27 protein-coding genes and 1 pseudogene are annotated in these 25,199 nt (G+C 70.2%); 5 read left to right on the forward strand and 23 right to left on the reverse strand.

Going from position 1 to position 25,199, the window contains the following annotated elements; genetic code table 11:
* From BM004_RS32670 to BM004_RS32705, 8 genes are all read right to left on the reverse strand, one after another.
* Positions 1-1,600 (reverse strand): ESPR-type extended signal peptide-containing protein (locus tag BM004_RS32670; protein WP_256220148.1); only part of this gene is annotated, 1,600 nt, incomplete at its 3' end.
* 270 nt (positions 1,601-1,870) lie between these two features.
* The gene (locus BM004_RS32675) at positions 1,871-2,506 is read right to left on the reverse strand and encodes a hypothetical protein (RefSeq protein ID WP_093219834.1); all 636 of its coding nucleotides are present in this window, start codon (positions 2,504-2,506) and stop codon (positions 1,871-1,873) included.
* Positions 2,507-2,537: 31 nt separating this feature from the next.
* Positions 2,538-3,332, reverse strand: coding sequence for a DUF899 domain-containing protein (locus BM004_RS32680; RefSeq protein ID WP_093219648.1), 795 nt, complete (start codon positions 3,330-3,332; stop codon positions 2,538-2,540).
* A 55-nt stretch (positions 3,333-3,387) separates the two neighbouring features.
* Positions 3,388-4,104: a Vgb family protein gene (locus tag BM004_RS32685; protein WP_177206676.1), complete on the reverse strand. Its 717-nt coding sequence runs from the start codon at positions 4,102-4,104 to the stop codon at positions 3,388-3,390.
* Positions 4,105-4,152: 48 nt separating this feature from the next.
* Positions 4,153-5,373, reverse strand: a complete 1,221-nt coding sequence (locus BM004_RS32690) for a helix-turn-helix domain-containing protein (RefSeq protein WP_093219651.1) — start codon at positions 5,371-5,373, stop codon at positions 4,153-4,155.
* Positions 5,374-5,394: 21 nt separating this feature from the next.
* Entirely contained in the window at positions 5,395-6,582 is a 1,188-nt protein-coding gene (locus BM004_RS32695; RefSeq protein ID WP_093219653.1) for a PrsW family intramembrane metalloprotease, read from the reverse strand.
* Positions 6,579-7,085 (reverse strand): hypothetical protein, encoded by a 507-nt coding sequence (locus BM004_RS32700; protein WP_256220149.1) that lies wholly within the window; start codon positions 7,083-7,085, stop codon positions 6,579-6,581. Before BM004_RS32700 ends, BM004_RS32695 begins: the two co-directional genes overlap by 4 nt.
* Positions 7,086-7,208: 123 nt before the next feature.
* Entirely contained in the window at positions 7,209-7,646 is a 438-nt protein-coding gene (locus BM004_RS32705; protein WP_093130228.1) for a hypothetical protein, read from the reverse strand.
* Between the two features lie 115 nt (positions 7,647-7,761).
* On the opposite strand from BM004_RS32705, the gene BM004_RS32710 reads away from it, so the two are divergent.
* Positions 7,762-8,520, forward strand: coding sequence for a hypothetical protein (locus BM004_RS32710; RefSeq protein ID WP_093219656.1), 759 nt, complete (start codon positions 7,762-7,764; stop codon positions 8,518-8,520).
* A 17-nt stretch (positions 8,521-8,537) separates the two neighbouring features.
* Here BM004_RS32710 and BM004_RS32715 read toward each other — a convergent pair whose 3' ends face one another.
* Complete coding sequence (locus tag BM004_RS32715) at positions 8,538-9,884, reverse strand: aspartate aminotransferase family protein (RefSeq protein ID WP_093219658.1); 1,347 nt, start codon at positions 9,882-9,884, stop codon at positions 8,538-8,540.
* 96 nt (positions 9,885-9,980) lie between these two features.
* Here BM004_RS32715 and BM004_RS32720 point away from each other — a divergent pair, with 96 nt between their 5' ends.
* Together BM004_RS32720 and BM004_RS32725 are read left to right on the forward strand one after the other, a co-directional pair.
* A complete protein-coding gene (locus BM004_RS32720; RefSeq protein ID WP_093219661.1) occupies positions 9,981-10,874 on the forward strand; it encodes a LysR family transcriptional regulator in 894 nt (297 codons plus the stop codon).
* 117 nt (positions 10,875-10,991) lie between these two features.
* Positions 10,992-11,186, forward strand: coding sequence for a hypothetical protein (locus BM004_RS32725; protein ID WP_093219663.1), 195 nt, complete (start codon positions 10,992-10,994; stop codon positions 11,184-11,186).
* Positions 11,187-11,252: 66 nt separating this feature from the next.
* Here the strand turns inward: BM004_RS32725 and BM004_RS32730 are convergent, their stop codons facing one another.
* A complete protein-coding gene (locus tag BM004_RS32730; RefSeq protein ID WP_093130233.1) occupies positions 11,253-11,801 on the reverse strand; it encodes a TetR/AcrR family transcriptional regulator in 549 nt (182 codons plus the stop codon).
* Between the two features lie 167 nt (positions 11,802-11,968).
* Here BM004_RS32730 and BM004_RS32735 point away from each other — a divergent pair, with 167 nt between their 5' ends.
* Positions 11,969-12,367 (forward strand): PaaI family thioesterase, encoded by a 399-nt coding sequence (locus BM004_RS32735; RefSeq protein ID WP_093130234.1) that lies wholly within the window; start codon positions 11,969-11,971, stop codon positions 12,365-12,367.
* Positions 12,368-12,379: 12 nt separating this feature from the next.
* Positions 12,380-13,162 (forward strand): ATP-grasp domain-containing protein, encoded by a 783-nt coding sequence (locus BM004_RS32740; RefSeq protein WP_093219666.1) that lies wholly within the window; start codon positions 12,380-12,382, stop codon positions 13,160-13,162.
* Positions 13,163-13,201: 39 nt separating this feature from the next.
* On the opposite strand, the gene BM004_RS40955 is transcribed toward BM004_RS32740, so the two are convergent.
* From BM004_RS40955 to BM004_RS32805, 13 genes and pseudogenes are all read right to left on the reverse strand, one after another.
* Complete coding sequence (locus BM004_RS40955) at positions 13,202-13,579, reverse strand: copper-binding protein (protein ID WP_256220150.1); 378 nt, start codon at positions 13,577-13,579, stop codon at positions 13,202-13,204.
* Between the two features lie 48 nt (positions 13,580-13,627).
* Positions 13,628-14,026 carry a GNAT family N-acetyltransferase gene (locus BM004_RS32750; RefSeq protein WP_093219668.1) on the reverse strand — a complete coding sequence of 133 codons (399 nt, stop codon included), beginning with the start codon at positions 14,024-14,026 and terminating at the stop codon, positions 13,628-13,630.
* A gap of 9 nt (positions 14,027-14,035) precedes the next feature.
* Complete coding sequence (locus BM004_RS32755) at positions 14,036-14,872, reverse strand: alpha/beta hydrolase (RefSeq protein WP_093130237.1); 837 nt, start codon at positions 14,870-14,872, stop codon at positions 14,036-14,038.
* Positions 14,873-15,086: 214 nt separating this feature from the next.
* Positions 15,087-15,693 (reverse strand): annotated as a pseudogene (locus BM004_RS32760) (class I SAM-dependent methyltransferase).
* Positions 15,694-15,697: 4 nt separating this feature from the next.
* Entirely contained in the window at positions 15,698-16,042 is a 345-nt protein-coding gene (locus BM004_RS32765; protein WP_143072592.1) for a tannase/feruloyl esterase family alpha/beta hydrolase, read from the reverse strand.
* Between the two features lie 145 nt (positions 16,043-16,187).
* Positions 16,188-17,450 carry a sterol desaturase family protein gene (locus BM004_RS32770; RefSeq protein ID WP_093219673.1) on the reverse strand — a complete coding sequence of 421 codons (1,263 nt, stop codon included), beginning with the start codon at positions 17,448-17,450 and terminating at the stop codon, positions 16,188-16,190.
* A gap of 48 nt (positions 17,451-17,498) precedes the next feature.
* Positions 17,499-18,596: an alpha/beta hydrolase gene (locus BM004_RS32775; protein WP_093130241.1), complete on the reverse strand. Its 1,098-nt coding sequence runs from the start codon at positions 18,594-18,596 to the stop codon at positions 17,499-17,501.
* A gap of 246 nt (positions 18,597-18,842) precedes the next feature.
* Entirely contained in the window at positions 18,843-19,616 is a 774-nt protein-coding gene (locus BM004_RS32780) for a hypothetical protein (RefSeq protein WP_093219676.1), read from the reverse strand.
* A 22-nt stretch (positions 19,617-19,638) separates the two neighbouring features.
* Positions 19,639-19,911: a hypothetical protein gene (locus tag BM004_RS32785; protein ID WP_093219679.1), complete on the reverse strand. Its 273-nt coding sequence runs from the start codon at positions 19,909-19,911 to the stop codon at positions 19,639-19,641.
* A gap of 107 nt (positions 19,912-20,018) precedes the next feature.
* Positions 20,019-21,032, reverse strand: coding sequence for a Bug family tripartite tricarboxylate transporter substrate binding protein (locus BM004_RS32790; protein ID WP_371271168.1), 1,014 nt, complete (start codon positions 21,030-21,032; stop codon positions 20,019-20,021).
* Positions 21,033-21,080: 48 nt separating this feature from the next.
* Positions 21,081-22,358: an acyl-CoA dehydrogenase family protein gene (locus BM004_RS32795; protein ID WP_093219686.1), complete on the reverse strand. Its 1,278-nt coding sequence runs from the start codon at positions 22,356-22,358 to the stop codon at positions 21,081-21,083.
* A gap of 14 nt (positions 22,359-22,372) precedes the next feature.
* Positions 22,373-23,968 (reverse strand): AMP-binding protein, encoded by a 1,596-nt coding sequence (locus tag BM004_RS32800; protein WP_093219691.1) that lies wholly within the window; start codon positions 23,966-23,968, stop codon positions 22,373-22,375.
* 137 nt (positions 23,969-24,105) lie between these two features.
* Positions 24,106-25,140, reverse strand: a complete 1,035-nt coding sequence (locus BM004_RS32805) for a LysR family transcriptional regulator (RefSeq protein ID WP_093219695.1) — start codon at positions 25,138-25,140, stop codon at positions 24,106-24,108.
* Between the last annotated feature and the right edge of the window lie 59 nt (positions 25,141-25,199).

Raw genomic sequence — 25,199 nt, forward strand, 5'->3', positions numbered from 1 at the left:
CGGCCAGGTCGAGCGTGGCGCCCGTCGCCACGGTGAAGGCGCTCGCACTGCTCAGCGTGTTGGCCGCGCCGGCGCGCAAGGTGCCCGCCGCGACGCTGGTGGCGCCGGTGTAGGTGTTGGTGCCGCTCAGCGTCAGCACGCCCGCGCCGTTTTTCGCGAGGCTGCCGGCGCCGGAGATCGGGCCCGACCAGCCGAGGCTGTTGCCGTTGGTGTCGATGGTGCCGTTGCCGCCCAGGATCAGCGCGTTGGGCACGCTCAGGCCGTTGGCGCCGGCGATCACGCTGGCGGTGGCGCCCGCGTCGATGGCAACGGCGCCGGTCATCGCCGAGCCGGTGTTCAGCGTGAGGCTGTTGGCGCCGCCGGTGAACTCCACCGCCGCGGCGCGCGTGACGCCGTCGCCGCCGAGGCCGCCGGTGATGGTGCCGCTGTTGGTCAGCGCGATGTTGGCGCCCGCCACGCCGGCCCCGCCCACGCCGTTGGCGCCGGCCGCGCCGCCGCTGCTGTTGGCGCCGCCTGCGCCGCCGGCCCCGCCCGTGATGCTGTTGGTGTTGCCGATGGTGGCGCCCGCGCCGGTCGACGACAGGCCGATGCCGCCGTCGCCGCCCGCGCCCGGCGAACCGGTGCCGCCCACGCCGCCGCCGGCCGCACCGCCCGCGCCACCGGCGCCGCCGGTGATCTGGCCCGTGTTGCTGACGGTCACCGCGGTGCCGGCCAGGGTCACGCCGATGCCGCCCGCGCCGCCGCCGCCGCCCGCGGTGTTCGCGCGCGGTGGCGGCGACTCGGCGCCGCCCGCGCCGCCCGCGCCGCCGGTGATGGCACCGGTATTGATGAAGGTGATCCCGGCGCTCGTCGTGTTCAGGTAGAAGCCGCCACCGCCGCTGCCGCCGCCGCCGGCCTGCGAGAAGGCGTCGCCGCCCTGGCCGCCGATGCCGCCCGTGGAACTGCCCGTGGCCGTGTAGCTGCCCAGCGGCGCATCGAGGATCGAGCCGTAGCCGCCGGCGCCGCCGCCGCCGCCGCCCCAGTAGCCGTTGCCGCCCGCGCCGCCGGCACCGCCGGTGTAGCTGTCGGGAGACGTGGTGGTGCTGTTCAGGATCGACGCGCCCTGGAAGCCGCCGCCGCCGCCGCCGCCGTAGCCGTCACCGGCGGCGGGGCCGCCGGTCTGCGCCTGGCCCGCGCCGCCGGCCTGGCCCACGAACGCCCCCGGACCGGCGGGAATGCTGACCGTGCCGGCCGTGCCGCCGGTGCCCGGGGTTGCCGTGCCGAACAACCCAATGTTTGCGCTCGCTCCCGGCGTAACGCCTGTTGGCGTTGACGAACCGCCGGCGCCGCCGAAGGCATTGACCGTGGTGTCGTTCAAGCCGCCGGCACCGCCGGTGCCGTTGCTGCCGCCCGCGCCCGCGTTGAGCGTGGTCTCGCCGACGGGCACGCCGCCCGCGCCACCGGCCGCCCATGCCGGCACGGCGCACACCAGCAGCGCCGCCGCCGTGGCCACGCGAACGCTGCGCGTGCTGGACGAGCGCGCATGGCCGCGCGAGATTTCAGGTGCGGCCACCCAGGTGCCGAGGGTCGGATTCCAGAGGGTTCGGAAGATCTTGTTCATGGCTTCAACTTGGTCCTTCGTTACCTGATCGGGCAGGCGCCCGCGTGTGGCAGCAATGGCTTGCACCTCCCCACGCCGTCGATTTCGAATTTGCAAGTTAAAAATGTAAGTACGCGTAGCAGGGCGGCATATGCCCGGTTTCGGGTACCCCATGCGGGCCTTGAAGGATGGGTAGGGCGGCCGCCCCCGTCGCGTCGGGGCATCCGGTAGGCGGCATACCCTGAACTGCATCAGGAAGTAACCAATGTTTCCTGATGAGTTCGAAGGTACTCAGTGCAACAGGCGTGCAGCAGGCGCCGCGGCCTGCGATTTCCGGCGAAAGGCGCGCAGCCAGCCGGTGCCCGCGTCGAAGCCGCGGCACACACCGGTGGCAACAAGCCACGTGGTGGCAAGCATTGCCGCGGAGTGAACGCCAACCGCCGCGAACGCCAGCAGCAGCGAGCCCGACGCGGTGATCTCCCGGGCCGCGGGCGCATCGCCCATGCACAGGGGGATGAGCGCCGGCACCAGCATCAGGCCGGCGCCGTGCGCGGTGGACATCATGAAAGACCAGAGCGCCAGCCCGGCATGGCCGGTGGGCGTACGCGCCGCCCATCGCGCGGGGCCGTGCCCGGCGCGGCGGCGCAGCAGGCCCGCCAGGTGCACGCCGACGACCGCGGCGAACAGCACCCCCGCCCCGGCCTGCAACAGCACCCGGTCCATCGACAGGCCGAGCGCCACCGCGGCGGCCACCAGCGCGACCGAGGCCGCATGCCCGATGCCGATGGGCGCCAGGGCCCGCAGCGCCTGCCGCCGGTCGTGCGCGCGCAAGCCCCAGGCGGCGGCGAACATCCAGCCGGTGGCTGGGTTCAGCCCGTGCAGTGCGCCGACACCGGCGACCGCCAGCCATGGCCAGAGGCTTGCCATGCCGTTCTCGTGCGGGCGGGCCGTTCGCGCCTCAGTGCTGCGCGCCGCCGCAGCAGCCGCCGGCCGCCGCGGGAGCAAGCGTCGGTGCCGGTGCCGGCTCGTAGCGGTCGTGGTGGCGCACCCACTCCATCTTGTGCGGCACGTCGCGCTCGCTGCGGCCCTTGGGCGTGAGGTCCATCAGGCTGTACGCGCCCATCATCACTTCCACGCCGCGGCCGAAGGTCGAATAGGTGTGGAAGACATCGCCCGCGTCGTCCTTGTAGAACACGCTGACGCCCGGCGCCTCTTCCGCCGGGAAGGGCCGCTTCTCGTAGTTGTAGTAGACGGCGCCGGTGGCCTGCTCCTGCGGCGTGAAGCTCACGGCGAAGTCGTGGTTGAAGTCGCTGCCGTTCGAAGACACCCAGTCGAACTGCCAGCCCATGCGTTCGCGAAAACGCAGCAGGTCGGCCAGCGGCGCGCGCGAGATGGCCACGAAGGTGATGCCGCGGTCCGCCAGGTGCACGTTCATGCCGTCGGTGTGGTCGGCCATGTACGAGCAGCTCGGGCAACCCTGCGCCCAGCCCGGGCCGAACATGAAGTGCTGCACCAGCAGCTGCCGGCGGCCCTCGAACAGCTCGGCCAGCGTGCGGCGGCCCTGCGGCGTGTCGAACACGTAGGCCTTCTCGATGCGCTCCCACGGCAGCGCGCGGCGCTCGCGGGCGACCTGGTCGTGCAGGCGCATCAGCTCCTTCTCGCGCGCCAGCAAGGCGCGGCGTTCGGCCACCCAGCGCTCGGGCGGCACGACAGGATGATTCACGGTGCTTGTTTCGGTAACTGCGGTGTTCATGGTGGGAAGCTCCTTGCAATCTGCGGACGTGTACGAAGGTGTGTGGAGATGTGAGTCAGGCCCGCTCGGCCCGGGCAGCTTTGGGCCGGCGCACGGCGCGCACCTTGCCGCTGCCACCGCCGCCGCAATAGAAGAGGTCGGCCCCGTCCGACTCGAGCCCGCTCACGCCCACGCCGCTGGGCATTTCCAGCCGCTCGAGCACGGCGCCGGTCTGCGCGTCGATGCGGCGGATCTCGCTCTCGTCGCCCTCCCAGGTGCCGTGCCAGAGCTCGCCGTCGACCCAGGTCACGCCGGTGACGAAGCGGTTCGACTCGATGGTGCGCACCACCGCGCCGGTCTCGGGGTTGACCTGGTGGATCTTGCGGTCGCGGTACTCGCCCACCCACAGGCTGCCTTCGGCCCAGGTCAGGCCCGAGTCGCTGCCGTGGCCGGGCGCCGGAATCGACGCCACCACGCCGCCCGTGACGGGGTCGATCTTGTCGATGCGCGAATCGGCGATCTGGTAGAGGTGCTTGCCGTCGAAGGCGGTGCCGGCGTCGCAGGCAACGTCGAGGGTGCGCGTGGGCTCGCCGCTGTGCGGATCGAAGGCGATCAGCTGCGCCCCCAGCGCGGCCCAGACGCGCTGGCCGTCATGGGTCACGCCGGCCACCTTGTCGCTGCCGGGGAAGGGTCCGTACTCGCGCACGATCTCCGCGGGCTGCACCCTGGCGCGCGCCTCGGCATGAGGGCCGGCCTTGCCGGTCTCGGCTGTCTTGCTTGCTTTGCTGGTCATCGTTGGCTCCTTGTGGGTGCACCGTGGATCGGCGCCTTGGAGACAACTCTATTCAATCGGCAGCGCAGCGGGGAGTAACAAGATCGTCGTGAATCCGGCCAGCGGCGGCGACAGCCAGCGCCGCGCCCGCGTCTGTCCGATCGAACGCACGCGGCCTTCGGCTTCGAGATCGGCAAGCGCGCGCTGCACCGTGCGCTGGCTCGCGTTCAGCGCCAGCGCGAGCGCCGAGGTCGACCACGCCGCGCCGTCGGACAGCAGCGCCACCAGCGCGCCCTGTTCACCGTCGATCGGCGGCGCCAGCACCACCACCGCGCGTGGGCCGTGCGGCTTGAGCACGAAGCCGCGCGGAGTGGCCTCGATCTGCGCCATGCCCTTGGCCAGCGCGCGCAGGCGGCCGATCTCGACGCGCAAGCGCGCGCGGTGCGTTTCGTCGGGGCGCTGCGTGCGAAAGGCGCTGGCGATCAGGGCTTCGCGATCGACGTCGCCGGGCCACGCCTCGGCCAGCACACGCGCCAGCGCGAACAGCACGGGCCGGCGTGCCAGCGGCTGCCAGGCTTCACCCATGCCGAGCCCACGGCGGCAGGCGTCGATCACCAGCGCATCGGAGGCCAGCAGCGCGGCAACCTCGTCGAGGCGCAGCACCTGCTCGTCGCCGTTGGACAGACGCCGCGCGGCGGGCCGCTCCAGCGTGGCGCGCGCCTCGGCCACCTCGGCCAGCAGCGCGGGCACGCGGGCGCGGCCGGCGGCTTCGTGCGCGCGTTCGAGTGCCGCATGCGCGGCGCCGATGTGCAGCGAGCGCAGCGCCAGTTCCGCCGCGCTGAGCTCGGCCACCGCCGCCAGCGAAGGCGGCAGGCCGCGCGCATCGAGCAGCGCCAATGCGGCGGCGGCCTCGTCGAGCCGCCCGAGCAGCAGCAGCCGGCGCGCCGCGATCAGCCGCGCCTGCAGCGCGTTGGCGTGGTCCGCGCGCGCTTCGAGCGTGGCGGCCGCCGCGGCCAGCGCGCGCGGTGTCCCGCCAAGGTCGCGCATGGCCAGCGCCACCTCGGCCTCGGCGACGACGCAGCGCGCGCGAAACAGTTCTTCATGCGCGCCGAAGCCGGTTGCCGCGCGCTTGAGCAGCTCGCGCGCACGCGGGTGCTCGCCAAGCTGCGCCATCGCGATGCCGCGCAGCGCCAGCGCCGGCGGGTCGTCGCGCAGCGCCACGCGCTTGAGCGCGCCCAGCGCGTCGCCGGCGGCAAGCGCGCGGGCGGAGGCGGCGATCAGCGAATCCATGTCGGCAGGGTTGCGGCGCGCTCAGGGCTGCACGGCGATCAGCGGCTCGAGCTGCGCGCGCAGGCGCCGCACCGCCACCTCGTGGCGCAGCGTCTGCGCGCCGCGCCCGTAAGTGCCCGCCTTGCGGATCAGCCGCAACTGCTCGCGCTGCAGCCGCGTCTTCAGCCGGCGCGCGCGCCAGCCGAAGGTCCACCCGATTTCGCGGCGGACCTTGTAGCGCTGCATCGGCGCGCCGATGCGCACCCACTCGTCGTCGCGGATCAGCTCGCGCTCGGGCACGAAGTAGGCCGCCAGCGCATGCAGGTAGGTGCCGTTCTCGCGCGCGGCCACGCGCCAGAAAAGCCCCGCCGCAATGACCACGGGAATGCCCTTCACGGCGAGCAGCACGGCCATCTCGCCATAGCCGCCGTCGAACAGGTCTTCGAGGAACGGCGAGTTCCAGACGAAGTGCATGGCCCATGCGAGCGCAAAGCACAGGAAGGCCACGGCGATGCGCACCACCCGCGGCTTCTCCGGATGCAGCAGGAACCACGCGATGCCGAAGGACGCGATGGTCGTGTAGGCCGCGTGGCTCCACAGCCCGCTCAGCAGCCCGCGCGTCAGCAGGTTGATGAACACCGGCGCCACCTGGTTTTCCAGCGGGAAGTGCATCGAGGCATTGACCGTGTGGATCAGGTTCTCGGTCACCTGGAAGCCCAGCCCGGTCATGGCGCCGACGATCAGCACCGACAGGTAGGTCTGGAACTGGTTGCGCGCCACCAGCACCAGCAGGATCACGCCCGCGAGCTTGAGGAACTCTTCCGTGATCGGCCCCGCCACCGCCGGCCCCCAGACCGCCACGAACTCCGGCGACACCAGCTTGGCGCACAGGCTCTGGATGGCGATGTTCGCCGGCGCCGAGAAATACACCGCGCCCATGCCGCCCCATGCGAAGGCCAGCACGAAGGCCTCGGGCGGGTGCTGCTCGAGCAGGTCCAGCGTGCGAAAGACCTGCAGGAACACCAGCGTGTAGAGCCCCCACACCACCAGCCCCAGCAGCGCGGTGACGGGCACCACGCGCACGCCCATGAAGAACAGGTGCAGCGTGTAGAACAGGCCGTTGACGATCAGCGCGGCCAGCACCCAGAACGCCACGCGGCGCGGCTGGAAGAAGGAGTCGGTGCCCACCGGCCACGCGGAAGCGTCCTTGTCGAAGACCGGCGGGATCATTGGGCGGCCTCCAGGTCCATCGAGTCGAGCATCTCGCGGGCGTCTTCCAGGGCTTCGTCGAGCCCGTCGTCGGCGCCGTAGGCGTCGATCTGCACCACCGACTGGCGCCGCGGGTCGACCACCTGCCAGAAGCGGCCCGCCAGCTTCGAGCCGTAGTAGGCGAAAGTCTTCCCCTGCAAGCCCCACAGGGTGATGAAGTCGGACACGTCGCCGTCGATGCGCAGGCCCTGCCCGCGCTCCATGAGCCGCTGCTGCCGCAGCATCGGGCCGTCGGGGCCACCGGCCCATTGCCCGACGGTCACCAGGAACTTGTGGCTGCCCTTGAAGAGCATCATCGACTGGCCGGCCTTGGAGCGCGACACGTCCATCTGCCAGCCCTCGACCGGAATGAAGCGCGCCTGGCCCACGGCCACCGTGCCGCCCTCGGGCAGGGGCCGGCTCGCGGGCGTGCGGCGGTCCCAGAGGCTCAGGCCGCCCACGTAGACGGCGATGGCGAGAAGCACCGCGAGCGCGCCCGGCCAGGTGCGATAGGGTATTCGGCGTGACGGCTCATGCATCCTTTGATCGTGCCATAGGCCCGATGAAATTCGCGGTGCGCGGTGCGCCGGCCACGATCGCGGTGACGCTCAGTCTCCGCTGTCGCGCGCCGCGAGCCGCTCCACCTCGCGGTCGAGCGCGTCGTACTGGCCGTCGCAGAAAAGCTCGCACAGCCGGTCGACCTCGCCGCGGTTGCGCGCGTCGGCAACGGTCGCGTCCTGCGCCAGCTTGCCCTTGCCGAAGAAGCCCTTGCGCATGCGCATTGCGACCGACTGCAGCTGGTAGCTGCCCGCGGTGCCACCCGTCGTGCCGGTACCCAGTGCAGTGACCCACAGCTGCCGCTGCTCGGCGTCGTTGCACAGCACCAGCGCGGGCAGCGGACCCTCCTGCGCCTCGTCCCATGCCTGGTGCTGCTCGCCCCAGGGGAAGGCGTCGATGGCGGCCATGAAGGCGATCAGGTTGGTCTCGCCTTGCGGGTCGGTCTGCTGGTGGTCGTAGCCGACTTTCTGGATCGCGTAGGTCAACATGTGGCGAATGCCTTTCGGGTGGTGGAGGCCGACATTCTGTGGGCATCGGCACGCGGGAGCGTGGGAGCGTGGGAGCGTGCGAGGGTGCACGGGACCCGTGACTACACTGGCCCCGATGAGCCGCCCTCCTCCATCGTCCGCGCCGCAGCCGCTGTCCGGCACGCGCGACGCCCTCACCTCCATCTTCTGGAACGGCGACGCGCTGCGCAGCCGCAGCGTGAGCGGCACGGTGCTGTCGGCCACGCTCGACATACCGGCGCCGCCCGCGCGGCTGGTGGCGGACTGGGACCGCGAGATCGCCTCGCAGCTGGCACTGGAGCCCGGCGACGTCGAGCCGATGCCGCTCGCGCGGGCGCGCATGCGCTGGCCGGACTACAAGCGCTGCGTGCAGGCCATGGCCGACTGGACCCATGCGCAGGGGCTGCCCGGCGTGCTGGCCGCCAGCGACATCGCCCTCATGGCCTGCCGCGGCGCGCGCTACCACCACGACGGCGCGCAGTACGGCAGTGCGGCGTTCTGCAATCTGTTCGTGAGCGAGGACCGCGGGCTCGACGTGCTCTTTCCGTACGCGGGGCAACGCATTCCGCTGGCGCGCGGCACCGCGCTGGTCTTCGACACCGGCCAGCCGCATGCCGTGGTGCGGCGCGGCAGCACCGGCTTCGACGCGGCCGACTTCCTGCCCGGGCAGGACTGCACCCAGCTCTTCCTGACCTGGGAACTGCCCATGGCCAACGCCCACGTCGCATGCGCGTTGCGGATCGCGTTCGACGTCGATCCCGCGGCCGCGCAGCAACTGGGCGAAGAACAGGTGCTGGTGAACGGCGCGCCGGCCGTGCTGTGCCCGAGTTCGGGCCGCTGGCTTCCGGTCGGCTGACCCGATCGCCCTGCGCGCTACGCCGCGTTCACGGCAGCCAGCCGCTTGCCCGCCGTGGCACGCACGGCGTTGTCGATCGCCTTGTCGAGCAGCTCCAGCCCCAGGTCGATCTCGCTGTCGCTGATCGTCAGCGGCGGCGCGATCCGGAAGACGCCGCCCATGGACGGCAGCTTCACGATGTTCATGCTCAGCCCGAGCCGCATGCACTCGCGCGTGATGGCTTCGCCGAGTTCGGAGGCCGGCTCGCGGGTCCGGCGGTCGGTGACGAGTTCCAGCCCCAGCAGCAGGCCGCGTCCGCGCACGTCGCCGATGCATTCATGCCGCGACTGCAGGCGCTGCAGCCCCTGCGTGAGCCGCGCGCCCGCCGTGCGCGCGCGCTCCACGAGCCCGTCGCGCTCCACCACTTCGAGCACCTTGAGGCCGACCGCCGCGGGCAGCGGGTCGGACACGTGCGTCGTGTAGAAGAGGAAGCCGCGCGCATGGGCTTCTTCCTCGATGGCCGCCGTGGTCACCATCGCCGCCAGCGGCAGGCCCGCGCCCAGCGTCTTGGAGAGCGTGAGGATGTCGGGCGCGACGCCGTCGCGCTCGCACGCGAACATCAGCCCGGTGCGCCCGACGCCGGTCTGCGCCTCGTCGACGATCAGCAGCATGCCGCGCTCGCCGCACTTCTTCTTCAGCGCGGCCATGTAGCCCGCGGGCAACTCGAGGATGCCGCCGCTGCTGAGGATCGGCTCCGCAATGAACGCGGCCAGCGCGCCGGTCGACTGCCTATCGACCTGCTCGAAGCCGTCGTCGAGTTCGCGGCGCCAGTCGAGCTCACCCGCCGGCGTGGTGAAGCGCGGCCGGTAGGCGTTCGGCGCCGGAATGGCCAGCGAGCCGGCCGCGGCCGGGCCGTAGCCCTTGCGCCCCGCGCTGTAGGTGGCCGCGGCCGCGCTGCCGGTCATGCCGTGCCATGACTGCGTGAACGCCACCACCTCGTGGCGGCCCGTCACCAGCTTGGCCATGCGCAGCGCCGCCTCGTTCGACTCGGCGCCGGTGCTCAGCAGCAGCGAGCGCTCCAGCCCCGGCGGTGCATGCTTCGCGATCTGCGCGGCCAGCGCCACCACCGGGCGCGACAGCATGCCGCTGAACAGATGGTCGAGCGTGCGCGCATGCTCCGACACGACGGCGACGATGTCCGGGTGCGAGTGCCCAAGCAGCGCGCTCATCTGGCCCGAGGTGAAGTCGAGGATCGCGCGGCCGTCGGCGTCGTAGACGAAGCTGCCTTGCGCCCGCTCGATGATCAACGGCTCGAAGCTGCCGCCGTAGCGCACCAGGTGCTGTCGGGCCTGCTGCCAAAACTGGGGGTCGTCGTTCCTGCTCATGTCGATGCTTCCCGATCAAAATGAAGCACCTTACGCAGCGGCCTGCGCGTGGGGAAGCGAATTGTTTTGAACTCAGGTATCAGGAGAACTCATTTCGTGAGCCAATCCCTCGACATCGACCTGCTGCGCAGCTTCGTGGCCATTGCCGAGACCGGCGTGCTGGGCCAGGCCGCGGCACGCGTCGGGCGCACGCAGTCGGCGCTCAGCATGCAGATGCAGAAGCTCGAAGGCATCGTCGAGCAGCCGCTGCTGTACCGCACCGGGCGGGGCGTGACGCTCACCGCCACCGGCGAGCGGCTGCTGGTGCGCGCGGGCGAGCTGCTGCGCAAGCACGACGAAGCACTGGCCGAGCTGCGCGGCGAGCAGCTAACCGGCGTGCTGCGCTTCAGCTGCCCCGACGACTATGCGGTCGTGTTCCTGCCGTACCTGCTGCAAGGCTTCGCCAGCCTGCATCCGCGGGTGCAGGTGGACGTGACATGCGCGCCGACTCCGCGGCTGCACGAGCTGCTGGCGCGGCACGCGGTCGACCTGGCGCTGGTGTCGATCGCAAGCAGCGCGGGCAGCTCGGACAGCTCGGTCGACGCAAGCGGCGCGGCCGGCACCGACGTGATCCGCCGCGAGCCGCTGGTGTGGGTGGCACGGCGCGGCGGTGCCGCCGCCCTGCTCGACCCGCTGCCGCTGGCCTTGGGCGCGCCCGACGCGCTGGACCATCTGTGGCCGAAGCGCTCGCTCGAGGCCGCGGGCCGCGCGTACCGGCTCGCCTATGCCAGCAGCAGCCTCTCGGGCCTGGTCGGCATGGCGCGTTCGGGCCAGGCCGTCATCGTGCTGACGCGCACCGCCGTGCCCGACGACCTGGAGATCCTCACGCCGGAACACGGCCTGCCCGACCTGCCGAGCGTCGGCGTCACCCTCGCGTTCGACCGGAAGGAACCGACCGCGTTGACCGCCGCGTTCGCTGCGCACGTGAGGAAGTTTCTTCCCTCGGCTTGACCCACCTCCTGGAACATACAAACCGAAATGGTTGTCAACCAACCGAATCGGTAGAATAATGAGCTTCCAACCTCGGCGTGAGGCTGGACTGCCCGCCCCTCCAAGAAGGAAAACACATTGACCCGCCTGCACCTCGCCTTCACGGCCATCAAGCCCTGCATGAAGATGCTCGTCGTTCTCGGGTTGGCGTTCGGCGGGCTCTACATGGCCGGCAAGACCGTGGCGACGCGCATGCCCGAGTTGCGCGTTTCGGTCAGCATGGGGCACGGGATCCTGGCCCCGAAATTCATCAGCTTCGTCGGCGGCGTGTGACGCGTGGCGGCTAACGAGTGACGGGTGACGGGTGCCCACGCGCGCCTGCGGTGACGAAGCTCGGCGTCAGTGGCCGAGTGCGTTCATCGCGGACGCGACGATGTCGTTGCGCCACTCTTTCTTGAGGTTGACCCGGGCGGCCAGCATGGCCGTGATGCCGAGCCCCGAAAAAGCGCTCGTCACACGCACGATGCGCTCCATCTTCGCCGACTTCAGGTCGATGGCAAGGGCCGCGTACATCATGAGGCCCATCTCGGTCAGCTCCGGGTCGACGTCCTGCTCGGTGTTCGCGAGCTGGTTTGCGAACGCCGACAGGCCCGGCCAGTCGAAGGTCAGGTCGACCGAAGCCTCCACCACGGCCCGGTCCCGCTCGACGCCGGGCGGAATGCCCTTGACGCTGGCCAGCAGCGTCTGCGTCTGCCCGAGGCCGATCTTCAGCGCCGCGTCGTAGATCGCCTTCTTGCTCGGGTAGTGGTGCAGCAACCCGGCCTTGGAGTAGTTGACGGCGTCCGCGATCTGCTGGAGCGAGGTGTTCGCAAAACCGTGCCTGGCGAACAGCGCCGCGGCGCGGTCGATGATTTCTGCGTCTATCTCGGGTCTGGTCGGCCTGGGCATTCCCGCAGTCTAGCGCAGCTTCTACCGGATCAGTCTGTTACCGCGTCGATCGGTTGGTAAAGACGCCCTACCCTACCCGAAGCGACCTGCTGGCGCGGCCGAAGCGCGCGTCACCTTGGCGTCGCCGCCGCAGGGGGCGGCAACGACCGCCGCGAGAGAATGCGCGCATGGAAATCGAAAAATTCCCCAGCGCGCTGATGCACACCATCGGCTTCTCGCAGGTGCTGCATACCGACCCCGAAGCCGGCGTGGCGCGCGTGCGCTTCGTTGCGCGGCCGGAGTTCGCGCACAGCAACGGGACCGTGGTGCAGGGCGGGCTCGTCACCGCCTGGCTCGACTGCTCGATGGCTGTCGCCGTGCACGCCAAGGACCCGACCGCCGGCCTCGCCAGCCTGGAGCTCAAGGTCTCGTTCCTCGACCGGGCCGAAGTGACCACCTTCGAGGCCGAGGCGCGCATCCTTCGATGGGGACGCAGCGTGGTGTTCCTCGACGCGGACCTGTTCGCGCCCGACGGGCGGTTGATTGCGCGTGCGTCTTCCACGGGCAAGCTCGTGCGAAGGACGTGACGGGAGCCGCGTGTGCACTGGATCCTCCAAGAAAACCTGTTCAAGGAAAACGAGTGGGCCAACCTGACCGGAACGCTGGAGCGGTTCGGCATTCCCTTCTCGGTCCACAAGGTCATCCCGTTCATCGGGGAGCTGGTGCCGCCCGCGCAGCCGCAACAGGAGAAGGTCGTGTGCTTCGGTTCGTACTCGATGCGGCACACGGCCAGGGCCCAGCGCTGGACACCCGGCGTCTACGACCTGTTCGACAAGGACTTCAAGGTCCAGCTCCAGCACTGGGGCGAGCGCATGCTGAACTTCGACAGCAGGATCCTGCCGTTCAAGGACGTGCCGCTCCTCGCCGAACCGACCTTCCTGCGCCCCGTCGACGACAGCAAGTACTTCGCGGGCAAGGTCTTCATGCCCGAGGACTTCAATGACTGGAAGCACAAGGTCGTCGACCTCGGGCACGACTACGGGACGTCGTTGAGCGGTGAAACGCTCGTGCAGATCTGCAACCCGAAGACCATCCACGGCGAGTACCGCTTCTGGATCGTGAACGGCGAGATCGCGACGCGGAGCATGTACAAGCGCGGCGACAAGGTGATGTACGCCAGCGACGTGGATGAACGGTTCGACCGGTTCGTGCAGGCGTGCGTGCAGGCATGGCAACCGCACAGGGCGTTCGTGATCGATGTGTGCGACACCCCGCACGGCTTGAAGATCGTGGAGATCAACACGATCAACGCGGCAGGCTTCTATGCCGGCAACGTGCAATCGCTTGTGCTGTCTCTCGAGGACATGGAAGGCGCGGGCTGAACAGCGGCTTGCGCGCACTGGCTCCCCGGTAGGCCAGCCTCAGTCACACGGTTGAAATCGCTGGCATCCCGCCACCGCGTGGATCGACGTCACGGTGTTCTCGCCGTCGATGTGCCTGGAAGTGAACTTCACCGAGGCGCCTTCGGAAAGGCCCGCGAGCAACGACCGGTCGGCGACCCTGAAGGTCTGCACGGTGAACGGGAGCTTCGCCCTGGGCAACAGCTTCAGCCGCACGTAGGACTTGCCGCCGGGCTCGTCGTGGAACGACCGCACGACCGCCAGGGTGAGCACCTGCGCGGACGCGCCTGCGTGCTCCAAGCCGTCAGGCGGTTTCGGCTGCGCGCCGGCGTTGGCGGCCATGAGCAAGAAGCCGAGGCCGATGCTGGCGAGAACGGTGCGGTGCGGCGCGAGCGGCATGCGTGAGTCTCCTCGAGGTCGGTTGGACGTTCAGCACGACATTCTGGCTCAGCGGCGCGTGCGTTCCATCGCCACCGTGGAGCCGACGAACCCGAGCGTGGCGAAGAAGGCGTCGGCGCCCTCCCTGCCCGCGCGAAGCACCCAGGTGACGGCGTCGTCGCCTCGCATGATCTCTTCGGCAAGCGCCCGGCCCACGCCCTGCCTGCGGGCATCCTGCGCAACCACGACCATCGACAGGTAGCCGTTCGAGATCCCGTCGGTGATCGCGCGCGCGAAGCCGACGACACGCCCGTCGGTCTCGGCCACCACCACCCGCTGCGACGCGGCGATCAGGCGGGCCAGGTGTTGCACGTCGTGTATCCGGTGCGACCATCCGCTGCACGCCAGGAGCCGGTGCACCGCCGCGAGATCGGCCGCCTCGAAAGCCCGAACGATCGCGTGCGTCATGGTGAATCCCTACGCCGCCTTCGGCTCCGGAAGAATCGCCGTCAACGCGAAGTCGAGGAGATAGAGCCACGTCGCCTCGAGCCCCATGATGCTGTGGTGGTCCGAGCCTGGCACGGTCTGCACGCTGATGGGGGTGGGCCAGGCCGCGATGAGCTTGGCCGAGCGCTCGGGCAGCACCACGTCGTCGCGCTCCGCCAGCAGCACCTGCGTCTTGGCAGCCACTTCCTTGCTGTGCTCCAGCGAATTGAACTGGTGCCGCAACAGCAGCGACAGCGGCACCAGCGGGAACCGCTTCTTGGCCACTTCGAGCATGGAGTCGTACGGCGTGACGAGTTGCAGGCTCGCGAATGCCTGACGTGCCACGAGCTGGATGGCCACGCCCGTGCCCAGGCTGCGGCCAACGACGTGCAGCCGCGCGTGCGGGAAGGCCTTGCGCAAGTGGTTGGCGAACTGGCACGCGTCCTGGACCGAGGCGATCTCCGACGGGTGCCCCTGCGAATCGGCCACGCCGCGGTAGTTGAGCGCGGCGAAGCCGAAGCCCTCGGGCAGCCAGTGCAGCATCTGCGCCGTGGCGCGCACGTCTTCGCCGCGGCCCGCGAAGTAGACGAACAGGTCCTGCAGCGCGGCCTCGCCCTGCGGGTGGTAGACGTAGCCGCGCACCATGCCGCCGGGCACGGTGTGCGAGTAGGTGGAGAAATCGTCGGACAGATGCACGACGGGAAGCTTGCGCGCGTTGAACAGGATGTCGCCTTGCCGTGCCGCAAGCAGGGTCCAGTACGCCGCGATGCCTCCGATGGCGGCGGCCGAAGCCGACAGTGCGATGCGAAAGACTTTGTTGGATGCCAAGTTGTTCTACTCCCGGGGAGATGGTGCTGGTGCTGCCGGTGCCACCGGTGCTGGTGCGCGGCGCATGGCGCGTAGTTTCGCCGCGTTCGGTGAACCCGCGGTTCGGCGGGGGAAAAGCCGACCGCGCCAGTGCGAAGCGGCTGTCACATCCACCGTGCCTGCCGTGCGTGGCGGCGGCATCGAAACGCGCCGGTCTTGCAGGACCCCGGCGCGACTATGCCCCAGGCCGAAGCAGGACCAGAAAGCTCCAGGTGACATCGCCGCGGCCCAGCATGTCTTCCCGCTCGCCGAGAAAGCGCAGCACGAGGCCATGCCGTTCGGCGAGCCGCGTCGTCTCTTCCGCCGACACGCTGAACATCCGCCGGCCTTGCGGCACGGGGCCATGGCGCAGCGACATCACGACCTGCCCGCCATCGGCCAGCAGCGCCGCAACGGCCTCCATGGCGACTTCACGTTCGCCGGCATCGAGATGCATCCACACGGCAGTCAGCAGGATCAGGTCATGCCGGCGGCCGCCGGCCCGCGTGGCGTGCAACGCGGGCAGATGGTCGTCCACCCATTCGATGGGCAAGGCCATGGCGGCGCATGCCCTCCATGCGGAGTTCGGGGGTCGGCTCGACCGCCACCACGCGGTGGCCGAGCGCGGCCAGTGCCGCGGCATCGCGCCCAGAGCCCGCGCCGATGTCCAGCACACGGGCGGGTGGCGGTGGAAAGCAATGCAGCACCACGCGATGCACATCGGCGAACTTCAGGCTTTCGTACTGCTGCGCCAGCGCCGCCGCGTTGGCGCCGTAGCCGGCGGTTCCCGGAACCTGCGTCATGGCGTCATGGCCGGCGCACGACGCAGCCGAAGTTCGACGCATCGTTCACCGAAGCACCCGCCGCGCCCGTGAACATCGGCCATGCCGGCCAGCGGCACATGGTGCGCGAGCGATGGACGTCGGGGTTGTTGTCGACCGACGCGATCGTCTCGGGCGCCTGGCCAATCGCGCTGGCCGGGATCTCCATGCCCTGGAGCGCCGTGCACGCGGCCTGGGCGTCGGCCGTCGCGCCGGTGGTGCCGCTGGTGCCGCTGGTGCCGCTGGTGCCTGCGCATCCGGCCAGCATGGCGCTTGCCAAGACCACCGCGCCGAGTGCGGGGCCGTGTGCATGAAACTCTTGAATTGCCATGGTCGCCTGCTCGGGTCGTTGTCGCTCAGGCAGATGGTAGAGACAACGCCGCCCGACGTGGGCACGGGTTTGCGCGCTTGCGAAAGACGCATGCGCCGCACACACAGCACACGCCCCACAAGCCGCAAACGTGGCTCGCGGCGCGCTAGCGATTCTCTCGATGCACCACGCCGTGCTCGTCCGTCCACCGCCCCGACCACGTCAGCGGATACAGCTGCTGCTGCCAGAACCCCTTGGGCACGTAGTCGCCCACCACGCCGTAGTTGTCGGGCCAGATCTTGTTCTTGTCCGCCTTCACCGCGGTGCCGAACAGGTAGTCCCAGAACGCGAAGTGCGCCGCGTAGCAACGGTCGAGCCCTTCGGCGTCGCGGCTGTGGTGCCAGTGGTGGAAGTTGGGCGTCACGATCAGGTAGCGAAGCGGCCCCAGCCGCACCGACGCATTGGTGTGGTTGAACACCGCCTGCACGCCCGCGATGACGATGTACACGTTGATCACGTTCTGCGAGAAGCCCAGCAGGAACGCCGGCGCGAGGATGACCACGGTCGACAGCACCGTCTCCACGCCGTGCGTGCGGCTGCCCGAGATCCAGTCCATGCGCTCGGCGCTGTGATGGATGGAGTGCAGCCGCCAGCCGATCGCGGTCTCGTGATAGAAGCGGTGCAGCCAATAGCGCGCGAAGTCGGTGACCAGCATCAGCAGCAACAGCGCATAGCCGAACGGCAGGTTGCGCACCCAGCCGCGCAGCGTGTCCTGTGCGCCGGGCTGCACGCCCGCGAACATGCCGCTCACGCCGTAGAGAACTGCGTAGACCAGGAACAGCGTGAGCCCCACCAGCAGGTGGCCCGTCACGAAGTACATGAAGTCGGTCTGCCACTCCTTGCGGAAGATCGGCATCGCGGGCCGCAGCGGCTTGAGCTTCTCGATGGTGGTGAACAGCAGCGTGGTCGCCAGCAGGTCGAAGATGAACCAGTCGACACCCAGGTACGGCATGTTCGCCGGCAACGGCCCCGCGGGCAGCCAGCCATGGCCCGTGGCACTCACGCCCAGTTGCGAGCCGACGACCGCCACGGCCAGCCAGAACAGCGCCCATGCCGACAGCCGCCGCACGCGGTTGAAGACGATGTTGGTCAGCGCCAGCGCGCCGCACACCACCATGGCCACCAGCAGCACGGTGCGCATGGCGTCGAAGCTCAGCACCTCGCGCACCTTGGGCGTGCTCAGGAAGGCCGGGAACTGGAACATCAACACGCCCAGCATGCTGAAGTTGGCCAGCACCAGCGCGATCATTCCGCTGACCATGCCCTTGCCGCGGTGCAGCGGCCCGTGCGAAAGGGCGAGGTCGACGCCCTTCCTGATTTCCTGGGCGACGTCGTTCTTGAAGCGTTCTGCGGGGGAGGGAGTGGGCATGGGGAACCGGTCGTTGAGTGGCGACCGAGTATCCACGCGCGCTGCCTGCTAACGCCCCAGGTGCCGGTCGAAGAACCTCGCGATATCGCCAAATGCTTCTCGGGTTTCCGGTGCGTCTGGACTCAGCCCGTACTGCGCGTGCGACTGGCCTTCGTAGACATTCAGGTCCGCCTCGACACCGGCGCGCCGCAGCTTGCGGTGCGTGCGCACGGTGTTCGACAGGAACAGGTCGCGCGTGCCCGTGGTCAGGATCGCGGGCGGAAAGCCCTTGAAGTCGCCGTAGATCGGCGACAGCTGCGGGTCCTTCAGGTCGCGGCCTGCGGCATAAAGCAGCGCGGCGCGCCCGAGCCAGCCGTCCCACGTCACGAGCACGTTGTCGATCCACTCGTTGGTCTGGTAGGTGTCGCCGACCTTCGCGATGTCGGACCACGGCGTGCCCGGTGCGATGGCACCCGGCAGCGGCACGTTCTCGGCCTTGGCGCGCAACACCAGCGCAAGCGTCATCGCGCCGCCGGTCGAGGTGCCGAACACCGCCATGTTCTTCGCCCGGTTGGTCTTGAGCAGTTCCTTCCACACGGCCATGGCGTCGTCCATGGCGGCGGGGTACGGGAAGTCGGGCGGCATGCGGTAGTCGACCGACACGACCTTGTAGCCGCCGATGCTCGCAAGCAGCAGCGCCTCGGGCAGCGCCGACTCGCCCGGGCCGAACACGTAGCCGCCGCCGTGCACATGCATCAGCAGACGCTTCTCGTTGCCCGGCGCGATCTTGTTGGGCGTGACGATGAAGGCGTTGACGCCGGCGATCTTCACCGACTGCACGCTCACTCCGAGCTTCTGCTTCATCGCCGGGATCGCCGCGATCACGGGCGCGGCGCGGCGGTTGATGAGCTCTTTCCATTCAGCCGCGTCCTTCGGCGCCGCATTGAAGTGCGCGGGGTACGGCGCCGCGATCAGCGCCTGCATCTGCGGGCTCACCTCGCTGGTCGGCACCGGGCTGAGCTGCGCGGGCGATCGGCGCGCGCCGGGTTGCGCATTGGCCGTGCCTTGCGCGCTGGCCTTCTCGGCGTAGGTCTGCGGGACTTGCGAACAGGCAGAGAGCGCCGCCGCGGCAAGCAGCGCCGCGATGTGCAGGGTTCTGGGGATCATCGCCTTCTCCTGGATGTTTCCTGGGGTTGTCGCGGAATGCGGCAGCGGATGCGCCGGCGCGCGTGGATGCTCGCATCGCCCTTGCATGGCAAGCCCCCGTTGAAACCCCAAGCGTGTCCTTGCCTGGCGAGTGACATGTAGACCAACGACTTAAGAATCGATGCACGACGGGCGAAGACGTGGCGTCGTCCTACAAGCCCCCAAGCGCGACCTGAAGCCGGCCTTTGGTCACGAGCCGGTGGTTCTTCAGGGCCGCGGCTCGAGGTCCGCGGACACGCCGCCCGCCGCATCCACAGCGGCTATGTCGGAAGCGCTCTCCCTCCCCATGCCCATGCCCATGCCGACGCCGGCCAGGCCACCGCCCGCACCCGCCGCACCGGCACCTCCCGCGCCGCCGCCCTTGGCACCGCTGCCGCCGCGCGCGCCAGCCGTGCCGCCACCTTCGCCGCGCGACGGCGTGCCCTTCGCGCGCAACGGGCCCTGCTTGGGCACGCCGAGTTCGGCGGGAAGGGGGTCGAGGTCGAGCACGTCGCGGATGAAGGTGCGCAGCGCAATCACCAGTTCCGCCGTCTCCACGGTGCGGCCCGCGACCATGTCGTTGGCCGCCTGCGTCGCCAGCCGCACCTGCGTTTCGGTGCCGAGCAGGATCACGTCGGACAGCGCGGCCTCCACCGCATCGCGGATGCGGCGGCGGCGGTCCGACGCGGGCATGTCGGCGCGCGCCGGGCCGTCTTCATCGGTCGCGGGCACGTCCGTCACGGCACCCGCGCGCTGGCGCAGGTCGCGAAGGTGGCTCGGGTCCACGGCCAGTTCACCGGTGAAGGAACCACCGAGCACCTTGTAGGCCGCGATGAGCGTCTTCAGCCGTTCGTTGATCTGCCGGTTCTGCCGCTCGCGCCGCTGCTGCACGCCGTGCATGACCAGCAGCCGGATGCCGACCGCAATGGCCGACACGAGCACCAGCCCCAGCAAGGTCGAGAGCAGGCCTTGCCAGGAACTGAAGTCGAGCGCGTTGCGCACCGGGGCCGCGAGCCGGTGCGAATCAGAGGCGGGCCGGCCGCTTGGCGACCGCCAGGGCCAGTGCGAGGCCCACCACCGCCGCGCCGCCCAGCAGTTTCACGGGGCTGCTCGTCACGCTGCGCACGGCCCTGCGGCACGCGGCCCCCCAGCCGCCGCGCGTGGGGGACAGCAAGGCGCGCTCCTGCGGCGTGGTCGCGCGCAAGGCGCTCGGGTTCTCCTCGTCCTCGAGCACGGCCTGGGACACGTCGAGTTGCGTGATGGCATCGGGATGGCGTGGGGGCGTCGTGGGGTGCATGGTGGGTGATCCTTTTCATCGGGATGGTGTCGAGCGACGAGCTTGCGTCGCTTCACGGCCCCCGCCCATGCGCGAGGGCTGACGCTCCGAGTAGGCCAAATGCCCGCCTACAGTGGCGCAATGCTCGCACTCTTCATCATCCGTCCCGTCAGTTCGATCTCATGCCGGATCACCTGCAGATAGCCCTCCGGCGTCGACGGCGTGACCTGGCTGCCCAGCTCCGTCATCGCCGCGATCACCCGCGGGTCTTTGAGCATGCGGCTGAACACCTCGTAGATGCGCGCGGCAATCGGGTCGGCGGTGCCGGCCGGCAGCGAGAGCCCGCCCCACGACGTGAGCTCCACGCCCTTCAGCCCCTGCTCGGCCAGCGTGGGCACGTCGGGCAGGCTGGCGTTGCGCTTGCCCGCCGCGACGCCCAGCGCCCTGAGCTTGCCGGCCTTCACGTGCGGGTAGGCCACCGCGAAGATCGGCATGCCGAAGCCCACCTGGCTGCCCAGCACCGCATTGACCAGCTCCGACGCGCCCTTGTACGGCACGTGCGTGGCGCTGATGCCGGCGGCATTCAGGAACAGCTCCACGCCGAGGTGCGAGGGCGTGCCCACGCCGCCCGAGGCGTAGTCGAGCTTGCCGGGATTGGCGCGCGCCCTGGCGATGAGGTCCTGCAGCGTCTCGATGCCCGAGGCGGGGTGGACGACCAGCAGCACGTCGGACGTGGTGAGCCGCATGACGTGGCGAAAGTCCTTCATCACGTCGTAGCCGGGGCTGCGGTACATCAGCACGTTCGCGGCCATGGGCGCGGCGGAGTAGATCCAGGTGTAGCCGTCGGGCGTGGCACGGGCCACCTGGCGCGCGCCGATGTTGCCGGCGGCGCCGCCCTTGTTCTCGATGATGATCGGCTGGCCCAGCAGGCGGCCTGCCGCCTCGGCGAGGATGCGCGCGCCGGTGTCGGGGCCGGTGCCGGCCAGGTAGGGCACCACCCATTTGATGGGGCGGCTGGGCCAGGGGTCGGCGGCCCGGGCGGCGTTCGCGAGCGGCAGCAGGGGCGATGCGGCCAGTGCGCGGCACAGCGCGCGGCGTGAAAGGTCGATGCAGCCGTTGAGGTCGATGAGGTCGTTGTTCAATTCGCTTGTCTCCGGATCGTTTGGTCTTGTATTTCGTTCGGGCCCGGCCTACGGCGTCTCGCCGAGCAGCTCGCGCGCGATGATGTTCTTCTGTATCTCGCTGGTGCCCGTGAGCACGCGGTACATGCGCAGCATGCGGAACAGGAACTCCACGCGCCGGCCCTGCACGATGCCCTCGCCGCCGTGGATCTGCACCGCCGCGTCGGCGATGCGAAAGGCCGCCTCCGAGCAGAACAGCTTCGCCATCGACGCATCGGCGCGCGCGTCGCCGCCCGCGTCGAGCTGGCGCGCGGTCGAGAGCATCAGCGCGCGCGCCGCGGCCAGTTGCGTGGCCATGTCGGCCAGCGAATGCTGGATGGCCTGGAACTGCGCGATGGGCTGGCCGAACTGCCGGCGCGTGCGCGCATAGTCGCGTGCGTCCTTCAGCGCGACGGTGGCCAGGCCCACCATGCCGGGGCAATGCAGCAGCCGGTTGACGGTGATGCGGCCCAGCGCCAGCGCCAGGCCGCGCCCCGGCTCGCCGATGAGGTTGGCCGCGGGCACGCGGCAGTCGGTCAACAGGATGTCGCCGGTGGTCGACTGGCCGGCCATCGTCTTGTAGCCGGTCTTCACCTCCACGCCGCTCTGGCGCAGGTCGACGAAGAAGGCCGAGATCTCGCGGCGCTCGGGGCTGTCGGAGGTGGAGGCCATCAGCACCGCGAAGTCCGCGAAGGGCGAGCCCGAGATGAAGCGCTTGCGCCCGTTGATGACGTAGGTGTCGCCCTCGAGGCGCGCCTGCGTCTGCAGCGCGCCGGGGTCGGAGCCGGCCTCGGTCTCGGTGAGCGCGAAGCAGATGGCCTTCTCGGCCTGCGCCACCGGCACGATGAAGTTCGCGAGCTGCATCGGCGTGGCGTAGCGCGCCAGCGCGCCCACGCGCGGCGGGCCGCTGAGTTCGCCAAACACATGCGGCGCCAGCGGCGAGCCGCTCGCGTAGATCGACTCCTTGATCAGCACGTGGTCGAGCAGCGAGAGCCCGAGGCCACCCATCTGCGTGGGCAGCGTCATGCCGTAGAAGCCCAGCTCGTGCGAGCGGCGCCACACGCGCCGCAGCGTGGCCCTGTCGGCGCCGTGCTCGTGGTCGATGCCTTCTTCGCGCACCAGCGTGGCCAGCTCGCCGTGCAGGAAGTCGCCGATGCGCGCGATCAGTTCGGCCGCGCGTTCCGAGCCTTCGAAGGGCCCGTCGAACAGCGGCGAGCGCACGCTGGAAGCAGCGGTGGCCGAGGTTGCGACCGTGGTCGTGGCCGTGGCCGTGGCCCCGGGTTCGGATGAGATGACTTGTGTGTTCATGGCAGTGCGGCTCCTCAGTTCACGCGGCGGTCGTGGCCGGCCCAGTACGGCGACTGGATCAGCTTGCGCGCGATCTTTCCGTTGGCGTTCTTCTGCAGCGCCTCGACGAACTCGATGCGGCGCGGGCGCTTGAAGCCCGCGAGCCGTTCGGCGCAGAAGGCGTCCAGCGTGGCCGCGTCCGCGGCCACGCCGGGCTTCAGCACGATGTGCGCGGCCACGGCCTCGCCCCACTTGTCGTCGGGCACGCTGAACACGCAGGCCTCGTCGACCGCGGCGTGCTGGTACAGCACCGCCTCGACCTCCGACGGGTACACGTTGAAGCCGCCGCTGATCACCATGTCCTTCTTGCGGTCGACGATGTAGATGTAGCCCTCGTCGTCGGCGCGCGCCAGGTCGCCCGTGTGGTAGCGGCCGTTCTTCAGCACCTCGGCCGTGAGCTCGGGTGCGCGCCAGTAGCCCGCGAAGATGTCGGCGCCGCCCACCACGATCTCGCCGATTTCTCCGGTGGCCACCGGCTGGCCTTCGTCATCGACGATGTCCACCTGCGACTCGAGAAACGGCCGCCCGCACGACGCGAGCCGCCCGGGCATGGCGGCGCGCGCGAACAGGTGGTCTTCCACGCTCAGGCCGCACACGCCCGAGGTCGTCTCGCCCGCGCCGTAGCCCTGCGAGAGCACGGGGCCGAACACGTCCATCGCCTGCATGATGCGGGCCGGCGCCATCGGCGCGGCGCCGTAGCCCAGGCGCCGCAGGTCGGGCAGCGGACGGTAGCGGCCCTGCACCTCGGCCAGCAGCATGTTGATCATGGTCGGCACCATGAAGGTGTGGGTCACGCGCTCGCGCTTCATCTCGGCGATGAAGCGGCCGGGGTCGAAGCCGCCGAACAACCGGATCGTGGCGCCGCTGCACAGCGCCGGCACCAGCTGCATGCCCGACGCGTGCGTGATCGGGCCCACCAGCCCCAGCAGGTCGCCGGGCTGCAGGTTGTCGGCGCGCATCAGGAACTTGCGCAGTTGCGCGAGCCGGTTGCCGAAGGTCTGCATCGCGGCCTTGAGCACGCCGCTGGAGCCCGAGGTGTAGTGCAGCACCGCGAGCTCGTCGGCGCGCACCCGCGCCGGCGTGAAGCGGTCGCTGGCGCGCGAGAGCATGCCTTCGTACGACGCCGGCGAACCGTCCGCGGCGTCGAGCAGCAGCAGGCGCGGCGCGGCGCCCTTGAGCAGCGGCAGGAAGCCCTCGGCGCGTTCGGCGGTGGTGACGATCAGCGTCGCCTCGCTGTTGGCGATGACCTCGGCCACCTCGACCGGTGCGAGCCGCGCGTTGATCGGCGCCTTCACCAGCGCGGCCTTGTAGCAGGCCAGTTCGAGCTCGACGATCTCGATGCAGTTGGGCAGGTACACGCCCACGCGGTCGCCGCGCTGCAGGCCGAGGCCGCACAGCGCGTTGGCCAGGCGGTTGGAGCGCTGCTCGAGTTCTTCGTAGGTCACCGAGCGCTGCGCGCTGGTGACGGCCAGCCGCTTGGCGTGGATGCGGGCGGCCCGGGATGCGAGCTCGCCGACGTTGGCGATCCCGGGGGCGATCTGCGGGTCTATCTGGGGGGCTGTGGTTTGCAAGTTGTCTCCTGGATGCCCGTGCCACGGCACGGGATGGAGACGACTTTGGCAGCGCAAGGCGCGCAACAACAAATACGGATTGCTGATGCGCGGCCATCAAAAAGGTTGATGGCCCGGCCGGCTCGGCGCGTCCGGCGCTATGGCCTGGCGGCCGTGCCCGGCGTGGCCGGCGTGCGCCGCTTTCCGAACAGAAACTCCGCCTCCCATCGTCCCGACGCGATCATGCGGCGCGTCTCGTCGACCAGCACGTCCATCACCGCCTGGGTCGCGGGGTCGGGTTCGCGCGCCGACGGGGTCGCAAGGAAGTAGGTGCGCGCCAGGTCGGGCTGCACCACGCGCGCCACCAGCCACTGCTTGCCGCCCGGCGACGCGTCACCCATGGCGCAGGCGGGCGAGAAGGTGAAGCCCGCGCCGGCCAGGTACAGCGAGCGGATCACGCGCGCCGAGTCGTGCTCGTGCACGATGTTGAGCTCCAGCCCCAGGTCGGCCGCGGTGCGCTCGACCTGCGCGCGAATGCTGAAGCGGCGCGACTGCAGCACCAGCGGCAGGCCAGCCGCGCGGGCGAAGGGCAGCTCGGGGCGCTGCACCGCGGCGGCCTTGCCTTTCGCCGCCTTCCTGCCGGCGGGCTGCACCGTCATGGCCGCGACCTTGCCGTCGGCGTCGTGGCCGCAGACGAACATCGCTTCCCGCGCGAAGGGCTTCACGTCGAGGCCGTTGACGTATTCGGTGTCGACCAGCAAGCCGATGTCCGCGCGCCGCTCGACCATGGCCTTGCGCACCATCAGGCTCAGGTCGTCGATGACGAACACGCGGATGCGCGGGTGCGACTGCTTCAGCCGCGCCAGCACCGGCCCGAGCAGCAGCGAGGCCAGCAGGAACGGCACCGCCACCGTGACCGAGCCCTCGGGCCCGTCGGGCGCGCGCTGCAGGCGTTCGCGCATCGCGCTGGCGTCCGACAGCAGCCTGCGCGCGTCCTGGTAGAGCTGCAGCCCGGCCGCCGTGGGCGTGACGCCCACGTGCGAGCGCTCGAAGAGCTGCGTGCCGAGCTCGACCTCGAGCTTCTTGATCTGCGCCGTGAGCGCCGGCTGCGCGACGTACAGCGCGCCCGCGGCACGCGACAGGCTGCCCGCCTCGAGCACGGCGATGAAATAGCGGAGGGATCGGAGTTCCATGGCCCCGCGATTCTGTACCCAGGCCGCGCCCTCCTTTCGCCCTGCTTTTCTTGCCGTCT

The organism is Variovorax sp. OK212 (genome assembly GCF_900112425.1).
Lineage (GTDB): Bacteria > Pseudomonadota > Gammaproteobacteria > Burkholderiales > Burkholderiaceae_C > Variovorax.

Bases quoted from the DNA above. Each gene is read 5' to 3' on its own strand.
- BM004_RS32675 (WP_093219834.1), bottom strand. From the start codon at position 2,506: ATGGCAAGCCTCTGGCCATGGCTGGCGGTCGCCGGTGTCGGCGCACTG.
- BM004_RS32680 (WP_093219648.1), bottom strand. From the start codon at position 3,332: ATGAACACCGCAGTTACCGAAACAAGCACCGTGAATCATCCTGTCGTG.
- BM004_RS32685 (WP_177206676.1), bottom strand. From the start codon at position 4,104: ATGACCAGCAAAGCAAGCAAGACAGCCGAGACCGGCAAGGCCGGCCCT.
- BM004_RS32690 (WP_093219651.1), bottom strand. From the start codon at position 5,373: ATGGATTCGCTGATCGCCGCCTCCGCCCGCGCGCTTGCCGCCGGCGAC.
- BM004_RS32695 (WP_093219653.1), bottom strand. From the start codon at position 6,582: ATGATCCCGCCGGTCTTCGACAAGGACGCTTCCGCGTGGCCGGTGGGC.
- BM004_RS32705 (WP_093130228.1), bottom strand. From the start codon at position 7,646: ATGTTGACCTACGCGATCCAGAAAGTCGGCTACGACCACCAGCAGACC.
- BM004_RS32710 (WP_093219656.1), top strand. From the start codon at position 7,762: ATGAGCCGCCCTCCTCCATCGTCCGCGCCGCAGCCGCTGTCCGGCACG.
- BM004_RS32715 (WP_093219658.1), bottom strand. From the start codon at position 9,884: ATGAGCAGGAACGACGACCCCCAGTTTTGGCAGCAGGCCCGACAGCAC.
- BM004_RS32730 (WP_093130233.1), bottom strand. From the start codon at position 11,801: ATGCCCAGGCCGACCAGACCCGAGATAGACGCAGAAATCATCGACCGC.
- BM004_RS32735 (WP_093130234.1), top strand. From the start codon at position 11,969: ATGGAAATCGAAAAATTCCCCAGCGCGCTGATGCACACCATCGGCTTC.
- BM004_RS40955 (WP_256220150.1), bottom strand. From the start codon at position 13,579: ATGCCGCTCGCGCCGCACCGCACCGTTCTCGCCAGCATCGGCCTCGGC.
- BM004_RS32750 (WP_093219668.1), bottom strand. From the start codon at position 14,026: ATGACGCACGCGATCGTTCGGGCTTTCGAGGCGGCCGATCTCGCGGCG.
- BM004_RS32765 (WP_143072592.1), bottom strand. From the start codon at position 16,042: ATGGCAATTCAAGAGTTTCATGCACACGGCCCCGCACTCGGCGCGGTG.
- BM004_RS32770 (WP_093219673.1), bottom strand. From the start codon at position 17,450: ATGCCCACTCCCTCCCCCGCAGAACGCTTCAAGAACGACGTCGCCCAG.
- BM004_RS32775 (WP_093130241.1), bottom strand. From the start codon at position 18,596: ATGATCCCCAGAACCCTGCACATCGCGGCGCTGCTTGCCGCGGCGGCG.
- BM004_RS32785 (WP_093219679.1), bottom strand. From the start codon at position 19,911: ATGCACCCCACGACGCCCCCACGCCATCCCGATGCCATCACGCAACTC.
- BM004_RS32795 (WP_093219686.1), bottom strand. From the start codon at position 22,358: ATGAACACACAAGTCATCTCATCCGAACCCGGGGCCACGGCCACGGCC.
- BM004_RS32805 (WP_093219695.1), bottom strand. From the start codon at position 25,140: ATGGAACTCCGATCCCTCCGCTATTTCATCGCCGTGCTCGAGGCGGGC.